The sequence below is a fragment of the Streptomyces spongiicola genome, assembly GCF_003122365.1.
Classification (GTDB): Bacteria; Actinomycetota; Actinomycetes; order Streptomycetales; family Streptomycetaceae; genus Streptomyces; species Streptomyces spongiicola.
Genome location: NZ_CP029254.1, coordinates 2,529,242 through 2,547,500, shown reverse-complemented (window position 1 = coordinate 2,547,500; position 18,259 = coordinate 2,529,242). Strand labels below are relative to the sequence as shown.

The 18,259-nt window shown below is 69.4% G+C and carries 13 protein-coding genes, 2 rRNA genes, 1 pseudogene and 1 riboswitch (1 of these 17 only partly in view); of the genes and pseudogenes, 13 read left to right on the top strand and 3 right to left on the bottom strand.

All coding sequences use genetic code 11. The features are described 5' to 3' along the window. From DDQ41_RS11035 to DDQ41_RS10980, 12 genes are all read left to right on the top strand, one after another. A 23S ribosomal RNA gene (locus DDQ41_RS11035) occupies positions 1–2,098 on the top strand (it extends 1,022 nt beyond the left edge of the window). Between the two features lie 104 nt (positions 2,099–2,202). Further along, positions 2,203–2,319, top strand: a 5S ribosomal RNA gene (rrf, locus tag DDQ41_RS11030). A gap of 158 nt (positions 2,320–2,477) precedes the next feature. After that, a complete protein-coding gene (locus DDQ41_RS11025; protein WP_109294344.1) occupies positions 2,478–3,086 on the top strand; it encodes a CDP-alcohol phosphatidyltransferase family protein in 609 nt (202 codons plus the stop codon). Positions 3,087–3,202: 116 nt separating this feature from the next. Next, complete coding sequence (locus DDQ41_RS11020) at positions 3,203–5,710, top strand: mannose-1-phosphate guanyltransferase (protein ID WP_109294343.1); 2,508 nt, start codon at positions 3,203–3,205, stop codon at positions 5,708–5,710. 109 nt (positions 5,711–5,819) lie between these two features. Next, entirely contained in the window at positions 5,820–6,737 is a 918-nt protein-coding gene (locus DDQ41_RS11015; protein ID WP_109297667.1) for a DUF881 domain-containing protein, read from the top strand. Beyond that, on the top strand, positions 6,734–7,066 hold the full coding sequence (locus DDQ41_RS11010) for a small basic family protein (RefSeq protein WP_017948521.1): 333 nt from the start codon (positions 6,734–6,736) through the stop codon (positions 7,064–7,066). The genes DDQ41_RS11015 and DDQ41_RS11010 overlap by 4 nt, the downstream gene beginning before the upstream one ends. A gap of 359 nt (positions 7,067–7,425) precedes the next feature. Beyond that, positions 7,426–8,172 (top strand): DUF881 domain-containing protein, encoded by a 747-nt coding sequence (locus DDQ41_RS11005; RefSeq protein ID WP_109294342.1) that lies wholly within the window; start codon positions 7,426–7,428, stop codon positions 8,170–8,172. Between the two features lie 82 nt (positions 8,173–8,254). Continuing rightward, a complete protein-coding gene (locus DDQ41_RS11000) occupies positions 8,255–9,187 on the top strand; it encodes a zinc-ribbon and FHA domain-containing protein (RefSeq protein WP_262508658.1) in 933 nt (310 codons plus the stop codon). A 13-nt stretch (positions 9,188–9,200) separates the two neighbouring features. Further along, positions 9,201–9,941: a transcriptional regulator FtsR gene (gene ftsR / locus DDQ41_RS10995; protein ID WP_109294340.1), complete on the top strand. Its 741-nt coding sequence runs from the start codon at positions 9,201–9,203 to the stop codon at positions 9,939–9,941. A 75-nt stretch (positions 9,942–10,016) separates the two neighbouring features. After that, positions 10,017–10,490 carry a bifunctional nuclease family protein gene (locus DDQ41_RS10990; RefSeq protein ID WP_109294339.1) on the top strand — a complete coding sequence of 158 codons (474 nt, stop codon included), beginning with the start codon at positions 10,017–10,019 and terminating at the stop codon, positions 10,488–10,490. Positions 10,491–10,737: 247 nt separating this feature from the next. Next, positions 10,738–11,337: a MerR family transcriptional regulator gene (locus DDQ41_RS10985; protein ID WP_109294338.1), complete on the top strand. Its 600-nt coding sequence runs from the start codon at positions 10,738–10,740 to the stop codon at positions 11,335–11,337. A gap of 154 nt (positions 11,338–11,491) precedes the next feature. Beyond that, positions 11,492–13,006: a DNA polymerase IV gene (locus tag DDQ41_RS10980; protein ID WP_109294337.1), complete on the top strand. Its 1,515-nt coding sequence runs from the start codon at positions 11,492–11,494 to the stop codon at positions 13,004–13,006. Between the two features lie 161 nt (positions 13,007–13,167). Here the strand turns inward: DDQ41_RS10980 and DDQ41_RS33010 are convergent. Continuing rightward, a pseudogene (locus tag DDQ41_RS33010) lies at positions 13,168–13,350 on the bottom strand (PRC-barrel domain-containing protein); the annotation flags it as partial. Between the two features lie 62 nt (positions 13,351–13,412). After that, a riboswitch (glycine riboswitch) is annotated at positions 13,413–13,508 on the top strand. Positions 13,509–13,685: 177 nt separating this feature from the next. On the opposite strand from DDQ41_RS33010, the gene gcvP reads away from it, so the two are divergent. After that, positions 13,686–16,571: an aminomethyl-transferring glycine dehydrogenase gene (gene gcvP / locus DDQ41_RS10970; protein WP_109294336.1), complete on the top strand. Its 2,886-nt coding sequence runs from the start codon at positions 13,686–13,688 to the stop codon at positions 16,569–16,571. 331 nt (positions 16,572–16,902) lie between these two features. Here gcvP and DDQ41_RS10965 read toward each other — a convergent pair whose 3' ends face one another. Both DDQ41_RS10965 and DDQ41_RS10960 read right to left on the bottom strand, forming a co-directional pair. Continuing rightward, complete coding sequence (locus DDQ41_RS10965; protein WP_109294335.1) at positions 16,903–17,100, bottom strand: DUF5999 family protein; 198 nt, start codon at positions 17,098–17,100, stop codon at positions 16,903–16,905. Between the two features lie 294 nt (positions 17,101–17,394). After that, positions 17,395–18,075, bottom strand: a complete 681-nt coding sequence (locus tag DDQ41_RS10960; protein ID WP_109294334.1) for a hypothetical protein — start codon at positions 18,073–18,075, stop codon at positions 17,395–17,397. Between the last annotated feature and the right edge of the window lie 184 nt (positions 18,076–18,259).

Genomic DNA, 18,259 nt, shown 5'->3' with positions numbered 1-18,259 from the left:
GTAAGTGAGAGCGCGGCAGTGAGACTGTGGGGGATAAGCTCCATGGTCGAGAGGGAAACAGCCCAGAGCATCGACTAAGGCCCCTAAGCGTACGCTAAGTGGGAAAGGATGTGGAGTCGCAGAGACAACCAGGAGGTTGGCTTAGAAGCAGCCATCCTTGAAAGAGTGCGTAATAGCTCACTGGTCAAGTGATTCCGCGCCGACAATGTAGCGGGGCTCAAGCGTACCGCCGAAGTCGTGTCATTGCGATATGTGCCCCCAACGGGGATCGTGATGGGTAGGGGAGCGTCGTGTGCCGGGTGAAGCAGCCGTGGAAGCGAGTTGTGGACGGTTCACGAGTGAGAATGCAGGCATGAGTAGCGATACACACGTGGGAAACGTGTGCGCCGATTGACTAAGGGTTCCTGGGTCAAGCTGATCTGCCCAGGGTAAGTCGGGACCTAAGGCGAGGCCGACAGGCGTAGTCGATGGACAACCGGTTGATATTCCGGTACCCGCTTTGAAACGCCCAGTATCGAGCCCATTTATGCTAAGGCCGTGAAGCCGTCGGCTGAGTCTTCGGACGAGGTCGGAGTGGTGGAGCCGCTGACCCGAGGTGGTAGTAGGTAAGCGATGGGGTGACGCAGGAAGGTAGTCCAGCCCGGGCGGTGGTTGTCCCGGGGTAAGGGTGTAGCCCGAGAGATAGGTAAATCCGTCTCTCATGTGGGTGAGACCTGATGCCGAGCCGATTGTGGTGAAGTGGATGATCCTATGCTGTCGAGAAAAGCCTCTAGCGAGTTTCATGGCGGCCCGTACCCTAAACCGACTCAGGTGGTCAGGTAGAGAATACCGAGGCGTTCGGGTGAACTATGGTTAAGGAACTCGGCAAAATGCCCCCGTAACTTCGGGAGAAGGGGGGCCACGCCTGGTGATCCGATTTACTCGGTGAGCTGGGGGTGGCCGCAGAGACCAGCGAGAAGCGACTGTTTACTAAAAACACAGGTCCGTGCGAAGCCGTAAGGCGATGTATACGGACTGACGCCTGCCCGGTGCTGGAACGTTAAGGGGACCGGTTAGCTCCATTTCGGTGGGGCGAAGCTGAGAACTTAAGCGCCAGTAAACGGCGGTGGTAACTATAACCATCCTAAGGTAGCGAAATTCCTTGTCGGGTAAGTTCCGACCTGCACGAATGGCGTAACGACTTCTCGACTGTCTCAACCATAGGCCCGGTGAAATTGCACTACGAGTAAAGATGCTCGTTTCGCGCAGCAGGACGGAAAGACCCCGGGACCTTTACTACAGTTTGATATTGGTGTTCGGTTCGGCTTGTGTAGGATAGGTGGGAGACTGTGATGCTTGGACGCCAGTTCAGGTGGAGTCGTCGTTGAAATACCACTCTGGTCGTGCTGGATGTCTAACCTGGGTCCGTGATCCGGATCAGGGACAGTGTCTGATGGGTAGTTTAACTGGGGCGGTTGCCTCCTAAAGGGTAACGGAGGCGCCCAAAGGTTCCCTCAGCCTGGTTGGTAATCAGGTGTTGAGTGTAAGTGCACAAGGGAGCTTGACTGTGAGACCGACGGGTCGAGCAGGGACGAAAGTCGGGACTAGTGATCCGGCGGTGGCTTGTGGAAGCGCCGTCGCTCAACGGATAAAAGGTACCCCGGGGATAACAGGCTGATCTTCCCCAAGAGTCCATATCGACGGGATGGTTTGGCACCTCGATGTCGGCTCGTCGCATCCTGGGGCTGGAGTCGGTCCCAAGGGTTGGGCTGTTCGCCCATTAAAGCGGTACGCGAGCTGGGTTTAGAACGTCGTGAGACAGTTCGGTCCCTATCCGCTGTGCGCGTAGGAGTCTTGAGAAGGGCTGTCCCTAGTACGAGAGGACCGGGACGGACGAACCTCTGGTGTGCCAGTTGTCCTGCCAAGGGCATGGCTGGTTGGCTACGTTCGGGAGGGATAACCGCTGAAAGCATCTAAGCGGGAAGCCTGCTTCGAGATGAGGGCTCCCACCCACTTGATGGGGTAAGGCTCCCAGTAGACGACTGGGTTGATAGGCCGGATATGGAAGCCAGGTGACTGGTGGAGTTGACCGGTACTAATAGGCCGAGGGCTTGTCCTCAGTTGCTCGCGTCCACTGTGTTAGTTCTGAAGTAACGAACATGCCGAGACCGTATACCGCCGGTGGTGGGGTGCTGGTCGGCTGGTTCGATGTTTTCATAGAGTTTCGGTGGTCATAGCGTTAGGGAAACGCCCGGTTACATTTCGAACCCGGAAGCTAAGCCTTTCAGCGCCGATGGTACTGCAGGGGGGACCCTGTGGGAGAGTAGGACACTGCCGAACGATTGTTGAGGGGAAGCCCCGGGCCTTACGGCCCGGGGCTTTTCCGCGTTCCGGACGGTCTGCCGGACATGATCGACTGTTACCCCTGCGTACACGGCTCTTCCCGCTGAAGGTAAGGTCAGGGGGTATCGTTGGTTCGTTCGGCAGGAGGCTCCCGGGTGGAGGTCCAGGAGACCCGTGTTCAGACCGACCGAGTACTCACCATCCCCAACATCCTCAGCATGGCCCGCCTGCTCGGAGTCCCGCTGTTCCTGTGGCTGATCCTCCTGCCCGAGTTCGGCGGACCGAGAGCGGACGGCTGGGCGCTTCTCGTGCTCGCACTGAGCGGCATCAGCGACTATCTGGACGGGAAGCTCGCCCGTCGATGGAACCAGATCAGCAGCCTCGGCCGGATCCTCGATCCCGCGGCGGACCGCCTCTACATCCTTTCCACCATCGTGGGTCTGACCTGGAGGGGCATCCTGCCTCTCTGGTTGACCGTGGCTCTTCTGGCGCGGGATCTGATACTGCTCGTGATGGTGGGAATCCTGCGCCGGCACGGCTATCCGCCTCCCCAGGTGAACTTTCTCGGCAAGGCGGCTACCTTCAACTTGATGTATGCGTTCCCGCTCCTGCTGCTCAGCGACGGAGACGGGTGGCTCGCGTCACTCGCCGAAGTTTTCGGATGGGCGTTCGCAGGATGGGGTACAACTCTGTACTGGTGGGCAGGGATCCTCTATGTGGTCCAGGTCCGCCGACTCGTCAAGGCCGACGCCGTGGCCGATTGAGCCGTACGCACGGAGCCGTGCAGGGTCCCACCGGTCCGCATGAGAACTGGAGAGGGGCCTGCCCGGACGGGTGAAGTCGGCTGGACCGTCGTCTCTTCAAGGAGGACGCTTCCGACATGAAGGCCGTCGTGATGGCTGGTGGCGAAGGAACACGACTTCGCCCCATGACCTCGAGCATGCCCAAGCCACTGCTGCCGGTGGTCAACAGGCCGATCATGGAGCATGTGCTGCGCCTGCTCAAGCGGCACGGGCTCACTGAGACGGTCGTGACCGTCCAGTTCCTCGCCTCCCTCGTCAAGAACTACTTCGGCGACGGGGAGGAACTCGGGATGGAACTCACCTATGCGCACGAGGAGAAGCCTCTCGGTACCGCCGGCAGTGTGAAGAACGCGGAAGAGGCGCTGAAGGACGACGCGTTTCTCGTCATTTCCGGAGACGCGCTCACCGACTTCGACCTGTCCGATCTCGTCAGGTTCCACAAGGAGAAGGGCGCACTCGTCACGGTGTGCCTGACCCGGGTGCCGAATCCCCTCGAATTCGGCATCACGATCGTGGACGAACAGGGAAAGGTCGAGCGGTTCCTGGAGAAACCCACCTGGGGTCAGGTCTTCTCGGACACCGTGAACACCGGCATCTACGTGATGGAGCCCGAGGTCTTCGACTACGTCGAACCCGATGTCCCCGTCGACTGGTCCGGTGACGTCTTCCCGCAGCTGATGAAGGAAGGCAAGCCGATCTACGGCTATATCGCCGAAGGCTACTGGGAGGACGTCGGCACACACGAGAGCTATGTGAAGGCTCAGGCCGACGTTCTCGAGGGCAAGGTCGACGTGGAGGTCGACGGCTTCGAGATCTCGCCCGGTGTCTGGGTCGCCGAGGGCGCGGAGGTCCATCCGGACGCCGTGCTGCGGGGCCCCCTCTACGTCGGTGACTACGCCAAGGTCGAAGCGGGCGCGGAGATCCGTGAGCACACCGTGGTCGGGTCCAACGTGGTCGTGAAGTCAGGAGCGTTCCTGCACCGGGCCGTCGTCCACGACAACGTGTACGTCGGGCCGCACAGCAATCTGCGCGGCTGCGTCGTCGGCAAGAACACCGACATCATGCGCGCCGTGCGGATCGAGGACGGCGCGGTCGTCGGCGACGAGTGCCTCATCGGCGAGGAGTCCATCGTCCAGGGCAACGTGCGGATCTATCCGTTCAAGACGATCGAGGCCGGGGCCTTCGTCAACACCTCGGTGATCTGGGAGTCGCGCGGTCAGGCGCATCTGTTCGGGGCCCGCGGGGTATCGGGAATCCTCAACGTCGAGATCACGCCGGAACTGGCCGTGAGGCTCGCTGGGGCCTACGCCACGACCCTCAAGAAGGGAGCGACCGTCACCACGGCCCGTGACCACTCCCGGGGTGCGCGCGCCCTGAAACGGGCGGTGATCTCCGCACTCCAGGCCAGTGCCATCGACGTGCGGGACCTGGAGAACGTGCCGCTGCCGGTCGCCCGGCAGCAGACGGCCCGCGGCAGCGCCGGCGGCATCATGATCCGGACCTCCCCCGGTGTCCCGGACTCGGTCGACATCATGTTCTTCGACGAACGCGGCGCCGACCTGTCGCAGGGCGGCCAGCGGAAGCTCGACCGCGTGTACGCGCGGCAGGAGTACCGGCGTGCCTTCCCGGGAGAAGTCGGAGACCTCTTCTTCCCGGCGAGCATCTACGACTCGTACACGGGCTCGCTGCTGCGCGACGTCGACACCACCGGGATCGCGGAGGCCGGGCTCAAGGTCGTCATCGACGCGTCGAACGGCAGCGCCGGCCTCGTGCTGCCGAGCCTGCTCGGCAGGCTCGGCGTGGACACGCTGACGATCAACCCCGGGCTCGACGAGTCGCGGCCGACCGAGACGCTCGAGCAGCGCCGTCAGGGACTGGTGCGGCTCGGTGAGATCGCGGCGTCCGCGCGTGCCGCCTTCGGCGTGCGCTTCGACCCCGTCGGCGAGCGGCTGTCGTTCGTCGACGAGCGCGGCCGGATCGTGGAGGACGACCGGGCGCTTCTGGTCATGCTGGACCTCGTGGCCGCGGAACGCCGCAGCGGCAGGGTGGCGCTGCCGGTGACGACGACCCGCATCGCCGAGCAGGTCGCCGCCTACCACGGCACCCAGGTGGAGTGGACGACCACGTCCCCCGACGATCTCACCCGGGTCTGCCGCGAGGAGTCGACCGTCTTCGGCGGCGACGGCCGAGGCGGCTTCATCATCCCGGAGTTCAGCAGCGTCTTCGACGGACCGGCCGCGTTCGTCCGGCTGCTCGGCCTGGTGGCGCGCACCCAGCTCACACTGAGTCAGATCGACGCCCGCATTCCGCGGGCCCATGTGCTCCGCAAGGACATCGCGACGCCGTGGGCGGTCAAGGGCCTCGTGATGCGCAGGGTCGTCGAGGCCGCCGGCGACCGCTCCGTGGACACCACCGACGGTGTCCGCGTGGTGGAGGCGGACGGGCGCTGGGTGCTGGTGCTGCCCGACCCGTCCGAGGCCGTCACCCATCTGTGGGCCGAGGGCCCCGACGACGCGTCGGCCCGGGCGCTGCTGGGCGAGTGGTCCGCGGTCGTGGAAGGCGCAGGTGACGCCGCCGGGCAGTGAGGACGCCGGTGGACGGACCGCGGTGCGCCGGGAAGCGGTAGGCTCGGCTTCCCGGCGCAACCACGGGCCCATTCGGCGGTAGCGGTCACGACGTGCGACGATGTGCGGCATGCCGCAGCAGCCCCCCGATCCGAGCGCCGTCTCGCCGCCGCGTCCCGACGCGTCCATGTCGCTGCTGAACAACGTCATGGACCACAGTCTCGACGACGGTTACGCGGAGGCGGCTGCCCGCAGGAAGGCGGAGGGCGGGGCGCTGCCCCAGACCCTGAGGGCCAAGCTGTGGCTGGCGGCCGGGCTGGTGCTGGCTGCCCTGGTGGTCACGCTCGGAGCGGCTCAGGCGCGGATATCGGCACCCGTCGTGGCGAAGGAACGTGAAGAACTCATCGACCGTATCGAGGCCGAGACCGCGGCCGCCGACGAACTGGAGCAGAACGTCGACCGGCTCCGCGAGGAGGTCGGTGAGCGGCAGCGCAGGGCGCTCCAGCACCAGGGAGGGGACCTGGGATCCCTCGTGGCCCTGCTCTCCGGCGCGACGGAGGTGACCGGGCGGGGGATCAAGCTCGTCGTCGACGACGCCAAGGGCAGCGAGGCGGACGGCGGCGGCCCTCGGGAGAGCGGCGGCTTCTCCGACACCGGCCGGGTCCGCGACCGGGACATGCAGCGCGTCGTCAACGGACTCTGGGAGTCCGGCGCGGAGGCCGTCGCGATCAACGGGCAGCGGCTGACGGCCCTGTCCGCGATCAGGGCCGCCGGTGACGCCATACTCGTCGACAACAAGCCGCTGGTGCCGCCGTACACGGTGCTCGCCGTGGGGGACGGCCAGAAGCTGAGCACCGCCTTCCAGGACAGCGCGGACGGCCAGTACCTCCACGCGCTCCGGGAGAACTTCGGTATCCGGAGCCGCATCTCCGCACAGGAGCAGGTGCGTCTGCCGGCCGCGCCGAGCCTGATCGTACGTACCGCGCAGCCGAGCACCCCCGGTGGAACCGGACAGGGCACGGCAGATACAGGGAAGGGCACATCGTGATCGCCGTACTGGGCCTGGTCTTGGGAGTGGTGGCGGGACTGCTGCTCCGCCCCGAGGTGCCGGCAGTGGTCGAGCCCTACCTCCCGATCGCCGTCGTCGCGGCCCTCGACGCGGTGTTCGGCGGCCTGCGGGCCATGCTCGACGGGATCTTCGTCGACAAGGTCTTCGTGGTCTCGTTCCTGTCGAACGTCGTCGTCGCCGCTCTGATCGTCTTCCTCGGCGACAAGCTGGGCGTCGGGGCGCAGCTGTCCACGGGCGTGGTGGTCGTCCTGGGCATCCGGATCTTCTCCAACGCGGCCGCGATCCGCCGCCATGTGTTCCGGGCGTGAGGCCGATGAGCGACAACGACAGGACCCAGCGGGACTCGTCCGGCTCCCGGGACGGGGCGCCGGGGGCCGCTGACGACCCGACGCCCGACGAGACGGCACCACGGCAACCGGAGGGGCCGCCGCACGCGGCGCACGCCGCCGGGTCCGCAGCCCTGCCCACCGGGAAGGGCCGGCTTCCCGCCCGGGTCGCGGCGACGCCCGCCGGAGCCGGGGAGGGCGGTGCTCGGACCGCTTCCCCGGCAACCGAGGGACGGGAAGGAACTGAAGGGGCTGAGGGCGCTGAAGGGCCCGAGGCGGCGAGTGAGCCGAAGGGCGGGGACGGCCGCGGCGCGGTCGTCCCCGCCCAGGGGGAGCCTCCGGTGGTGCCGCCCGGCGGCAAGCCGCAGCTGACGGGCCGGCAGCGGCTGGTGGCCGGGTTGTGGCCGCCCCGCTTCTCCCGCGCCCAACTCGTCGTTGCCCTGCTGCTGTTCGTACTGGGTCTCGGTCTGGCGATCCAGGTCCAGTCGACGAGCGGCAGCAGCGCCCTGCGCGGCGCGCGCCAGGAGGATCTCGTGCGGATCCTCGACGAACTGGATGACCGCACCAAGCGTCTGGAAGACGAGAAGCAGCGGCTCGAGGAGCAGCGGACCGAGCTGGAGACCAGCTCGGACCAGGCCGAAGAGGCGCGCAGGCAGACGCAGGAGAAGGAGCGGCAGCTGGGCATCCTCGCCGGTACCGTGGCGGCACAGGGCCCGGGCATCACGCTGAGCATCAGCGACGGGGCCGGGGCGGTCGAGTCGGACATGCTGCTCGACGCGATCCAGGAACTCCGTGCCGCGGGGGCCGAGGCGATCCAGGTCAACGGAGTGAGGGTCGTCGCGGACTCCTACTTCTCCGACGACGCCGGCTCGATCCGGGTGGACGGGAGGAGGATCGGCGCCCCGTACCGGTTCAAGGTCATCGGCAGGTCCCAGGACCTCGAGCCCGCGCTGAACATTCCCGGTGGGGTGGTGCAGACCCTGGAGAAGGAGCAGGCCACCGTCACCGTGACCCGTGCGGAGAAGATCGTCGTGGATGCCTTGCGACCGCTTGAGCGGCCTGACTACGCTCGGTCGTCCTCCCGGTGAGCCGCGGCCGTGTCGGGGAAGCCGGAGATGGACAAGGGGTTGCGGGGGGTCGGCGCATCGTAAGAGTGCTACGTGGTGGAAACTGTCCGGAGGGTACGGACGTTGTGAGGACGTCCGGGTCGGCGGGTTTTTTCATTCAGGGTTCCTGCCCCACGGGCGGGTCTGTTTCGGTCAAGGGGAATCGCCCGTGAAGTTGTTTGGGAAGTTGTTCGGCAAGAGCGCACGCGAGGAGGGCGGCACCGCCCGTCATCGCGTACCGCGCCACGGCCAGGAGGCGGAGCAGAGCGGCGAGCGCCCGCTGTTCCGGGACGAGATCGCCGGTGGTGACATTCCGGGCGGTCAGGGCGCGTCTGCTGTTGACCCTGCCGGTCCCGGCCGCATAGGTTTCGGGGAACCGTCAACCTCAAGTACGGGTGGAGGGTTTGCGCCCGACCCGTATGCATCCCATGCCCCCGCGGGGCAGCCGCGGCAGGAGGACCCGTCCATGCCGGTGTGTGCGCGATGCGGCAACCGCAACGCAGAGACCAGCCGCTTCTGCTCCAACTGCGGCGCGCCGCTGCGGTCCGGAGTTCCGGCGGAACGTGCCTCGGAGACGACCTCGACGATCTCCATCTCGGGTATCGAGGCATACGAGGCGGAGGCCACGGGGCAGACACCCCTCCCCTCGCTGTCGCCGGAGGCCCAGGCGGCGGTCGAGGCCCTCCCGCTCGGCTCGGCCCTGCTCGTGGTGCGGCGCGGGCCCAACGCCGGCAGCCGCTTCCTCCTCGACAGCGAACTGACGACGGCGGGCCGCCACCCCCAGAGCGACATCTTCCTCGACGACTTCACCGTCTCGCGCCGTCATGTGGAGTTCCGCAGGGCGGCCGACGGCACCTTCACCGTCACGGACGTCGGCAGCCTCAACGGCACATACGTCAACCGCGAGCCGATCGACTCGGTCGTCGTGGCGAGCGGTGACGAAGTTCAGATCGGCAAGTACCGGCTGGTCTTCTACGCGAACCAGCGGGGCATCTGACTCAGGGGCGTCCATGCGGCGAACTCCGGCGGGCGGTGCCGGCCACGGCACCGCCGGCGGCGACCGGCTGGTCAGCATCGGCTCGGTGCTGAACCAGCTGCGTGAAGAGTTTCCCGAGGTCACCATCTCCAAGATCCGGTTCCTGGAGGCCGAGGGTCTCGTCGAGCCGCGGCGCACGCCGTCCGGCTACCGCAAGTTCAGCCCCGGGGACGTCGAGCGGCTCGCGCGGGTCCTGCGCATGCAGCGGGACCACTACCTGCCGCTGAAGGTCATCCGCGAGCACCTCGAAGCCCTGGCGCGCGGCGAACGGCCCCCGTTCCCGTCCCAGGGCGGACCGGCGGGATCCTCCGGCGGGGCGGGCGAGTGCCTGCCCGAGGGGCCCACGGCGGTGCGTGTCGGGCGGGCGGAGCTGCTCGCGGCCGCCGAAGCGACCGAGGAGGAGCTCGGCGAGTGGGAGGCCTACGGCCTGATCACCCCTTCGGCGGACTCCTCCTACGAAGCCGGGTCCGTGGCGGTGGCCAGGCTGATCGCCGACCTGGGCAGGTTCGGTCTGGAGCCGAGGCATCTGCGGGCGATGAAGGCCGCCGCCGACCGCGACGCGGGTCTGGTCGAACAAGTGGTCGCACCACTGCGCCGGCACCGCAACCCGCAGACCAGAGCGCATGCCGAGGCGACCGCGAGGGAGCTGGCGGCACTCTCGGTCAGGCTGCACTCGGCGCTGGTGCAGACGGCGCTGGGGGTACGTCTCCCCTGAGGGAGGGGCGGGCTCCGGCCGGTCTCGGCCGAACCCGACTACCCAAACCTGCCGGGCACGTCCTAGGGTTGCTGTGTGAACGAGCTCGACGTTGTGGGTGTCCGGGTGGAAATGCCCTCCAACCAGCCGATCGTGCTCCTGCGGGAAGTGGGAGGCGATCGGTATCTCCCCATCTGGATCGGACCGGGTGAGGCGACCGCGATCGCCTTCGCGCAGCAGGGGATGGCGCCGGCCAGGCCGCTCACCCACGACCTGTTCAAGGACGTGCTGGAGGCCGTCGGGCAGGAACTCACCGAGGTGCGGATCACCGACCTGCGGGAGGGCGTTTTCTATGCGGAGCTGGTCTTCGCCAGCGGCGTGGAGGTCAGCGCCAGGCCGTCCGACGCCATAGCGCTGGCGCTGCGCACCGGTACGCCGATCTACGGCAGCGACGGTGTGCTGGACGACGCCGGCATCGCGATTCCCGACGAGCAGGAGGACGAGGTCGAGAAGTTCCGCGAGTTCCTCGACCAGATCTCGCCGGAGGACTTCGGCTCCAGCAACCAGTGATCCGCGGGCGGCGGGTGATCCGCGGGCCGGTACCGCGATCCGTTCCAACGTGCGATGCCCGCCGGTCGCGACGGTGGGCCCGGCCGAGGTGGTGCTCCGTGAGGCATTCGGCCACGTTTTCCCCGAAAAGGGGCACGCGAAACCACTCTCAGGGTGATTATCACTCGGCGTGCCGAGTGTGGCGATCGTTGACGCGCCCCGGACGACTCCCTACCGTCGAGAAGGCAGGTCAAGGACGGAGGTCGGCGTGAGAAGCAGCGGCGACGGTACGGCGGCGGGTTCCCACGGGCGCGGTTCCGCGGAGGGCCTGACGTATTCGCTTCACGACGGTGCGCAAGCCGACGCGGCAGTCGAGACCGTGGGCTACCGGGGGCCGACCGCGTGCGCGGCCGCGGGTATCACCTACCGGCAGCTCGACTACTGGGCGCGGACCGGTCTGGTCGAACCCAGTGTGCGGCCCGCCCACGGATCGGGCTCCCAGCGGCTCTACAGCTTTCGGGACGTCGTCGTCCTCAAGATCGTCAAGCGGTTCCTGGACACGGGGGTCGCCCTCCAGAACATCCGGGCGGCGGTGCGGCACCTGCGCGCCCGGGGCTTCGCGGACCTCGAGCGGATGACCCTGATGAGCGACGGCGCGACCGTGTACGAGTGCTCGTCGCCCGACGAGGTCGTGGACCTCCTCCAGGGCGGGCAGGGCGTGTTCGGGATCGCCGTCGGCGTGGTGTGGCGGGACGTCGAGGCGGCGCTCTCGCAACTGCACGGGGAGCGCATCGACACCGGTGAGACGCTGATCGGCCACGACCCGGGCGACGAGCTGGCCAGGCGCCGCCGCGAACGCGCGGGCTGAACCTCCCGGCCGGCTCGTACGCTCGCGCGGGCAGGTGAATCCCGCCACCGCCGGATCCCGCCACGGCCGGAGCGCCACCGTGTCCCGGGGCCCGTCGTTCCCGCTCGTACGCGAGTGCGGGCGATTGTCGGTGCGGTAGGGCAGCATCGAAGCCGTGAGACCCGCGCCCACCATCCTGCATCTGGACATGGATGCGTTCTTCGCCGCGGCGGAGCAGGCGGCGAAACCGAGTCTGCGCGGAAAGCCGGTCGTCGTCGGCGGTCTGGGGCCGCGCGGGGTGGTCGCCACCGCCTCGTACGAGGCGAGGCGGTTCGGTGTGCACTCCGCGATGCCCATGGCGCAGGCGCGCCGGTTGTGCCCGAACGCCGCGTACCTGGTGCCGCGCTTCCCCCTCTACCGGATGGTCAGCGACCAGGTGATGGAGCTGCTGCGCCTGCTCTCGCCGCTGGTGGAGCCGCTGAGCCTGGACGAGGCCTTCGTGGACCTGGAGGCGGGTGGGGCGGCCGATGACGCCCGCTCGGCCCGGGAGGCCGGAGAGCGGCTGCGCAGGGACATCCAGGCGGCCACCGGCCTGACGGGTTCGGTGGGGCTGGCGGCCTCCAAGATGCTGGCCAAGATCGCCTCAGAGCAGGCCAAACCCGACGGGCTGGTGCTCATCGAGCCGGGCACCGAGCGGGCGCTGCTGGGGCCGATGCCGGTGCGGACGCTGCCCGGAGTGGGGCCGGCGACGGGCGAGCATCTGCGGCGGGCGGGCATGACCACGGTGGCGGATCTCGCCGGAGCGGGCGAGGCCGAACTCGTCAGGCTGCTGGGGAGGGCCCACGGCGGTGCGGTCTTCCGGATGGCGGCGGGCTGGGACGACCGCCCGGTGGTCGCCGAGCGGGATGCCAAGTCCGTCTCGGTGGAGGACACCTTCGACGTGGACCTGCACGACCGGGTCCGCATCCGGACCGAGGTGGAGCGGCTCGCGGACCGCTGCGTACGCCGGCTGCGCGCCTCCGGGCACTCGGGGCGCACGATCGTGCTGAAGGTGCGGCGGTTCGACTTCTCGACGCTGACCAGGTCGGAGACGCTGCGCGGGCCCACCGACGACCCCGCTGTGGTGCGGGAGGCGGCGGCCCGGCTCCTGGAGGCCGTGGACACCACGGGCGGGGTGCGGCTGCTGGGCGTGGGGGTGAGCGGCCTCGCCGACTACACGCAGGAGGACCTCTTCGCGCAGGCCGCGGCGGGGGACCGGCACGAGGACGGCCCCGAGGACGGCCTCGAGGCGGCCCCGTCCCGGCAGCAGCAGCCGCCGCCGCCGGTGGAGGAGCCGCCGCCGGCCGAGCGGCACTGGGCCGCCGGCCAGGACGTGCGGCATGCCGACCACGGCGCCGGATGGGTGCAGGGAAGCGGTCTCGGGAGGGTCACCGTGCGCTTCGAGGAACCGTGGTCGGCCCTGCCGGGCCGGGTGCGGACGTTCGCCGTCGACGACCCCCGTCTGGAGCCTTCGGACCCGCTGCCGCTGGTGCGGCCCCGGGACTGTCAGTCGTCCTGGCCCGCGAGCCGCCCGAGGCCCCGGTCCCCGGAGGGCCCGGTGCCCGAGCCGGGGCCGGGGCCGTCCACCCCGTCGCCGGGGGGCGGTGGGGCGGTGGGGCGCTCCGGCGGCGACGGCAGGTCGAGACCGTAGTGGTGGTAGAGCTGCAGTTCCTGCTCGGGGGAGAGGTGGCGGCCGACCCCGAAGTCGGGTGCGTCCCTGATCAGCGCGCGTTCGAAGGGTATGTGGAGACCGTCGCCCGCCAGCTCGCTGGGTTCCAGGGGGACGAAGGCGTCCCGGCTGAACAGCCCGGTGCGTACGGCCGCCCATTCGGGCACGCCCGTCGCGTCGTCGAGGTACACCTCGTCCACGGTCCCGATCCTGGTGCCGTTGCGGTCGAACGCCTTGCGGCCGATCAGGCTGCGCGGATCGATGTCGGTCTGCACGGTCCCTCCAACAGGTCGCACGGGTTCGCTGAACACTACGAAAGTGCACATCCCGGGCGCCGTCCACTCGAAAGTGCCGGGTGAGGCCACGCTGGTACGCTGGCAGCGGCTGCTGACCCCGTGCGGGAGAGCGCCCCGGCGAAAGCCGGAGCCGCCGAAGGAGCAACTCCTCCCCGGAATCTCTCAGGCCCCTGTACCGCACGGACGAGGTCACTCTGGAAAGCAGGGCGGGCGTCGGACGGCATCCGCTCTCACCGACGGTGAAAGCCGGCGTACCCGCGGGCGCGTCGGCGAAGCTCTCAGGTTGAGATGACAGAGGGGGAGGCCGTCCGGGCACCCGCGCCGTGGTGCCCCTCGCAGGTCGTCACGACCAGGAGGCCTCCGCAATGACCGCCAACCGCATTCCGCTCTCCCGACTGGAGCGAGGCACCCCCTTCGAGCAGCGCCACATCGGCCCCGACACCGAGGCCCAGGCGAAGATGCTGGCGCAGATCGGCTACGGCTCGCTGGACGAGCTGACCGCCGCCGCCGTGCCGGACGTGATCAGGAGCACCGAGGCCCTGGGGCTGCCCGGCGCGCGCACCGAGGCCGAGGTGCTCGCCGAGCTGCGCGGCCTCGCCGACCGCAACCAGGTGCTCGCCCCGATGATCGGCCTCGGCTATCACGGGACCTTCACCCCGCCGGTCGTCCTGCGGAACGTGATGGAGAACCCGGCCTGGTACACCGCGTACACGCCCTACCAGCCGGAGATCTCGCAGGGCCGTCTGGAGGCGCTGCTGAACTTCCAGACCATGGTCGCCGACCTGACCGGACTGCCCACCTCCGGCGCCTCGCTGCTCGACGAGGGCACCGCAGCCGCGGAGGCCATGGCGCTGTCCCGGCGCGTAGGCAAGGTCAAGAACGGCGTCTTCCTGGTCGACGCCGACGCGCTGCCGCAGACCATCGCCGTGATCGAGACCCGGGCCGAGCCGGCCGGCGTCGAGGTCGTCGTGGCCGGCCTCGACGCCGGCATCCCCGCGGAGATCGCCGAGCGCGGCGTCTTCGGCGTCCTGCTCCAGTACCCGGGAGCCTCCGGTGCCGTCCGCGACCTCAGGCCCGTCATCGACCGGGCGCACGAACTCGGTGCGGTCGTCACCGTCGCCGCCGACCTGCTCGCGCTGACCCTGCTCACCCCGCCCGGTGAACTCGGCGCGGACATCGCCGTCGGCACCACCCAGCGCTTCGGCGTCCCCATGGGCTTCGGCGGCCCGCACGCCGGCTACATGGCCGTGCAGGAGAAGCACGCCCGCAGCCTGCCCGGCCGGCTGGTCGGGGTGTCCGTCGACGCCGACGGCGACAAGGCGTACCGCCTCGCGCTGCAGACCCGCGAGCAGCACATCCGCCGCGAGAAGGCCACCAGCAACATCTGCACCGCCCAGGTGCTCCTCGCCGTCATGGCCGGGATGTACGCCGTCTACCACGGCCCCGAGGGCCTGCGGACGATCGCCCGCCGCACCCACCGCTACGCCGTGATCCTCGCCGAGGGGCTGCGCGCCGGCGGCGTCGGGCTGGTGCACGGCACGTTCTTCGACACGCTGACCGCACGCGTCCCGGGCAGGGCGGCCGAGGTCGTGGCCGCGGCCCGCGAGGGCGGCGTCAACCTGCGCCTCGTCGACGCCGACCATGTGTCGGTCTCCTGCGACGAGACCACCCTGCGGGCCCAGGTGTCCGCCGTCTGGGCGGCCTTCGGCGTCGAGGGCGACATCGAGGCGCTCGACACGACGGCCGGGGACGCCCTGCCGGCGGCGCTGCTGCGCGAGGACGACTACCTCACCCACCCGGTCTTCCACGCGCACCGTTCCGAGACGGCGATGCTCCGCTACCTGCGCCGGCTGGCCGACCGCGACTACGCGCTGGACCGGGGCATGATCCCGCTCGGCTCCTGCACGATGAAGCTGAACGCGACCACCGAGATGGAGCCGGTCACCTGGCCGGAGTTCGCTCAGATCCACCCCTTCGCCCCCGTGGAGCAGGCCGAGGGCTATCTGACCCTGATCCACGAGCTGGAGGAGCGCCTCGCCGAGGTCACCGGCTACGACAGGGTCTCCCTCCAGCCGAACGCCGGATCCCAGGGGGAGCTCGCCGGTCTCCTCGCGGTGCGTGCCTACCACCGCGCCAACGGCGACGAGCGGCGCACCGTCTGCCTCATCCCGTCCTCCGCGCACGGCACCAACGCCGCCAGCGCGGTGATGGCCGGCATGAGGGTCGTCGTCGTGAAGACCGCCGACGACGGCGAGATCGACGTCGAGGACCTGCGCGCCAAGATCGAGCGGCACCGCGACGAGCTGGCCGTCCTCATGATCACCTACCCGTCGACGCACGGCGTGTTCGAGGAGCACGTCGCCGACATCTGCGCCCGGGTGCACGAGGCCGGCGGCCAGGTGTACGTCGACGGCGCGAACCTGAACGCGCTGGTCGGACTCGCGAAGCCCGGTGAGTTCGGCGGCGACGTGTCGCACCTCAACCTGCACAAGACGTTCTGCATCCCGCACGGCGGCGGCGGCCCCGGTGTCGGCCCCGTGGCCGTCCGCGAGCACCTCGCGCCGTATCTGCCGAACCACCCGCTCCAGCCCACCGCCGGGCCGGGGACGGGCGTCGGCCCGGTCTCGGCCGCCCCGTGGGGCTCCGCGGGCATCCTGCCGATCTCGTGGGCGTACGTCAGGCTGATGGGCGGTGAGGGCCTCAAGCGCGCCACCCAGGTCGCGGTACTGGCGGCGAACTACATCGCCAAGCGCCTCGAGCCGCACTACCCGGTGCTGTACACCGGCCCGGCCGGCCTGGTCGCGCACGAGTGCATCGTCGACCTGCGTCCGCTGTCGAAGGCGACCGGGGTGAGTGTCGACGACATCGCCAAGCGCCTCGTCGACTACGGCTTCCACGCGCCGACGATGTCGTTCCCGGTGGCCGGCACGCTGATGATCGAGCCCACCGAGAGCGAGGACCTGACCGAGATCGACCGGTTCTGCGACGCGATGATCGCCATCCGTGCCGAGATCGAGAAGATCGCCTCGGGCGAGTGGCCCGCCGGGGACAACCCGCTGCGGAACGCCCCGCACACCGCGGCGGCGCTCGGCGGCGACTGGGAGCACGCCTACAGCCGGGAGGAGGCCGTCTTCCCGGCCGGAGTCCAGGCGGCGGACAAGTACTGGCCGCCGGTGCGGCGGATCGACGGAGCCTTCGGCGACCGCAACCTGGTCTGCTCCTGCCCGCCGCCGGACGAGTACGAAGGCTAGCCTTTCGGTCGGGTTCCGGCGGGTCCGTCCGCGGGCACGCACCCGTGCCGCCTTCGGCTGAGGGCCCTGGCGGCTGCCGCCGGCGGGGACCTCCCGCCCCGCCCCGCCTCGCGGGGCGGGCACCGGACGACGCCCCCGGCGGGCGGACCGGCGGACTGCGGACCCGAGGCCGGTATCGGCCGCGGCACCCGGCACCGGGGGGCGGCGGGGAAAGCGTGAGGGCCGGCTCGGAGGTCTCCCCGAGCCGGCCCTGCGCACCCCGGCGTCTGTGCCCCGGCGTGGACGCGTCATCCCGCGGGGGTCCCGTGCCCGTGCCGGGCGGGCGCCGGCCTCAGGCCGCCGACACGATCCGCACCGGCCGGTGCGGAGCGATGACCTGCCCGTCCGGGAGCAGTTCGCCCGTGTCCTCGAAGAGCACCACGCCGTTGCACAGCAGGCTCCAGCCCTGTTCCGGATGGTGTGCCGCGAGGCGGGCGGCCTCCCGGTCGGCGGAGTCTGCTGTCGGGCACGGTGGCTGGTGCTGGCACATGGGTGGGTTCTTTCGCTGCGATGTGGTGAGTGTCCTGCGGCTCGATGCGGTGCTCATGGCCGCCCCCCGTATCTGTCCGTCGTCGATCCCAGTGTTGCCCCACGGGCGCCGATTCCGCAGGGATTTCACGGCAGCTCGTCCTACCGGTTAACGACGCGTCACCCCGGTGGGCGGTTCGGCACGACCGCACCGTCCCTTCGGATGGTTCGCTCTGGCCGGAGCGGGCTAGTCCATCAGGGTCATGAGCATGCCCCGTGACTCGGCGTCACGGGGCATCGGCGTTCGGTGGCCGGCTCAGGCGGGGAATCCGAGCAGCGGGACGGGTGCGACCCTCGAGGTCATCACCGGCAGCAGATCGGCGACCCTGCGCGGCCGGTGGGCGGCGATGCCCGGGGGCGCGGGAGCGAGCGGTACGAGCAGGTCGGCGGGGGCCGGTTCGCCCTCCGCCGGGTCCGTCTCGTGGTCGCCGCGCAGCCAGAGCGTGAGCATGTACAGCTCGGGGACGGAGAGCAGTCGCGGTTGGTAGTCGCCGGGGAGCGCCTCGGCCTGTTGCAGAGCCATTTCGGTCGACGTGATGTACGGGCCCTCGAAGAAGTGCGAGAGGGCCCAGCCGTCGGGGGTCGGCATGGTGTCCGCCGCGGCGATGGCGCGGTCACCGCAGCGGATCAGGAACCGCCAGCCCGCCAGCCGGGTGCGGGGCCTGCGGTCGCCCTGCGGCATGACCTGGTCCAGGACGTGCACGGGAAGCGGGAGTTCGGCGGTCACCGGTCCCTCGGCGGAAAGCAGGGACGGAACGGCCCGAACGGCGGAGACGGCTGGGATGTCGGGGACGGCAGGGACGCCAGGGACGGCAGGGATGTCGGGGACGGCTGGGATGTCGGGGACACGGGCCTCGCGTACCGCGGAGGGGGATCCGAGGGCCGTGAGGACGCTGCGCAGCGCGGGCGCGGGGGCCGGGGGGACGTGCAGGGGCATGGTGGGTCGCCTCTCACTCAAGAGACAGGGTGACGCGGGGGAGGGCACGGGCGGCTGTGTCGGCGTGGGCCTGAGGGGGCCGGATTTCCGTGGCCGGGAGCCGACTTTCTGCCTCGTTCGCGTGAGTTTATACGACGTACGTTCGCCGAGTGTTTCCGCTAGTCGCTCCCGGTATTGCGGTCAA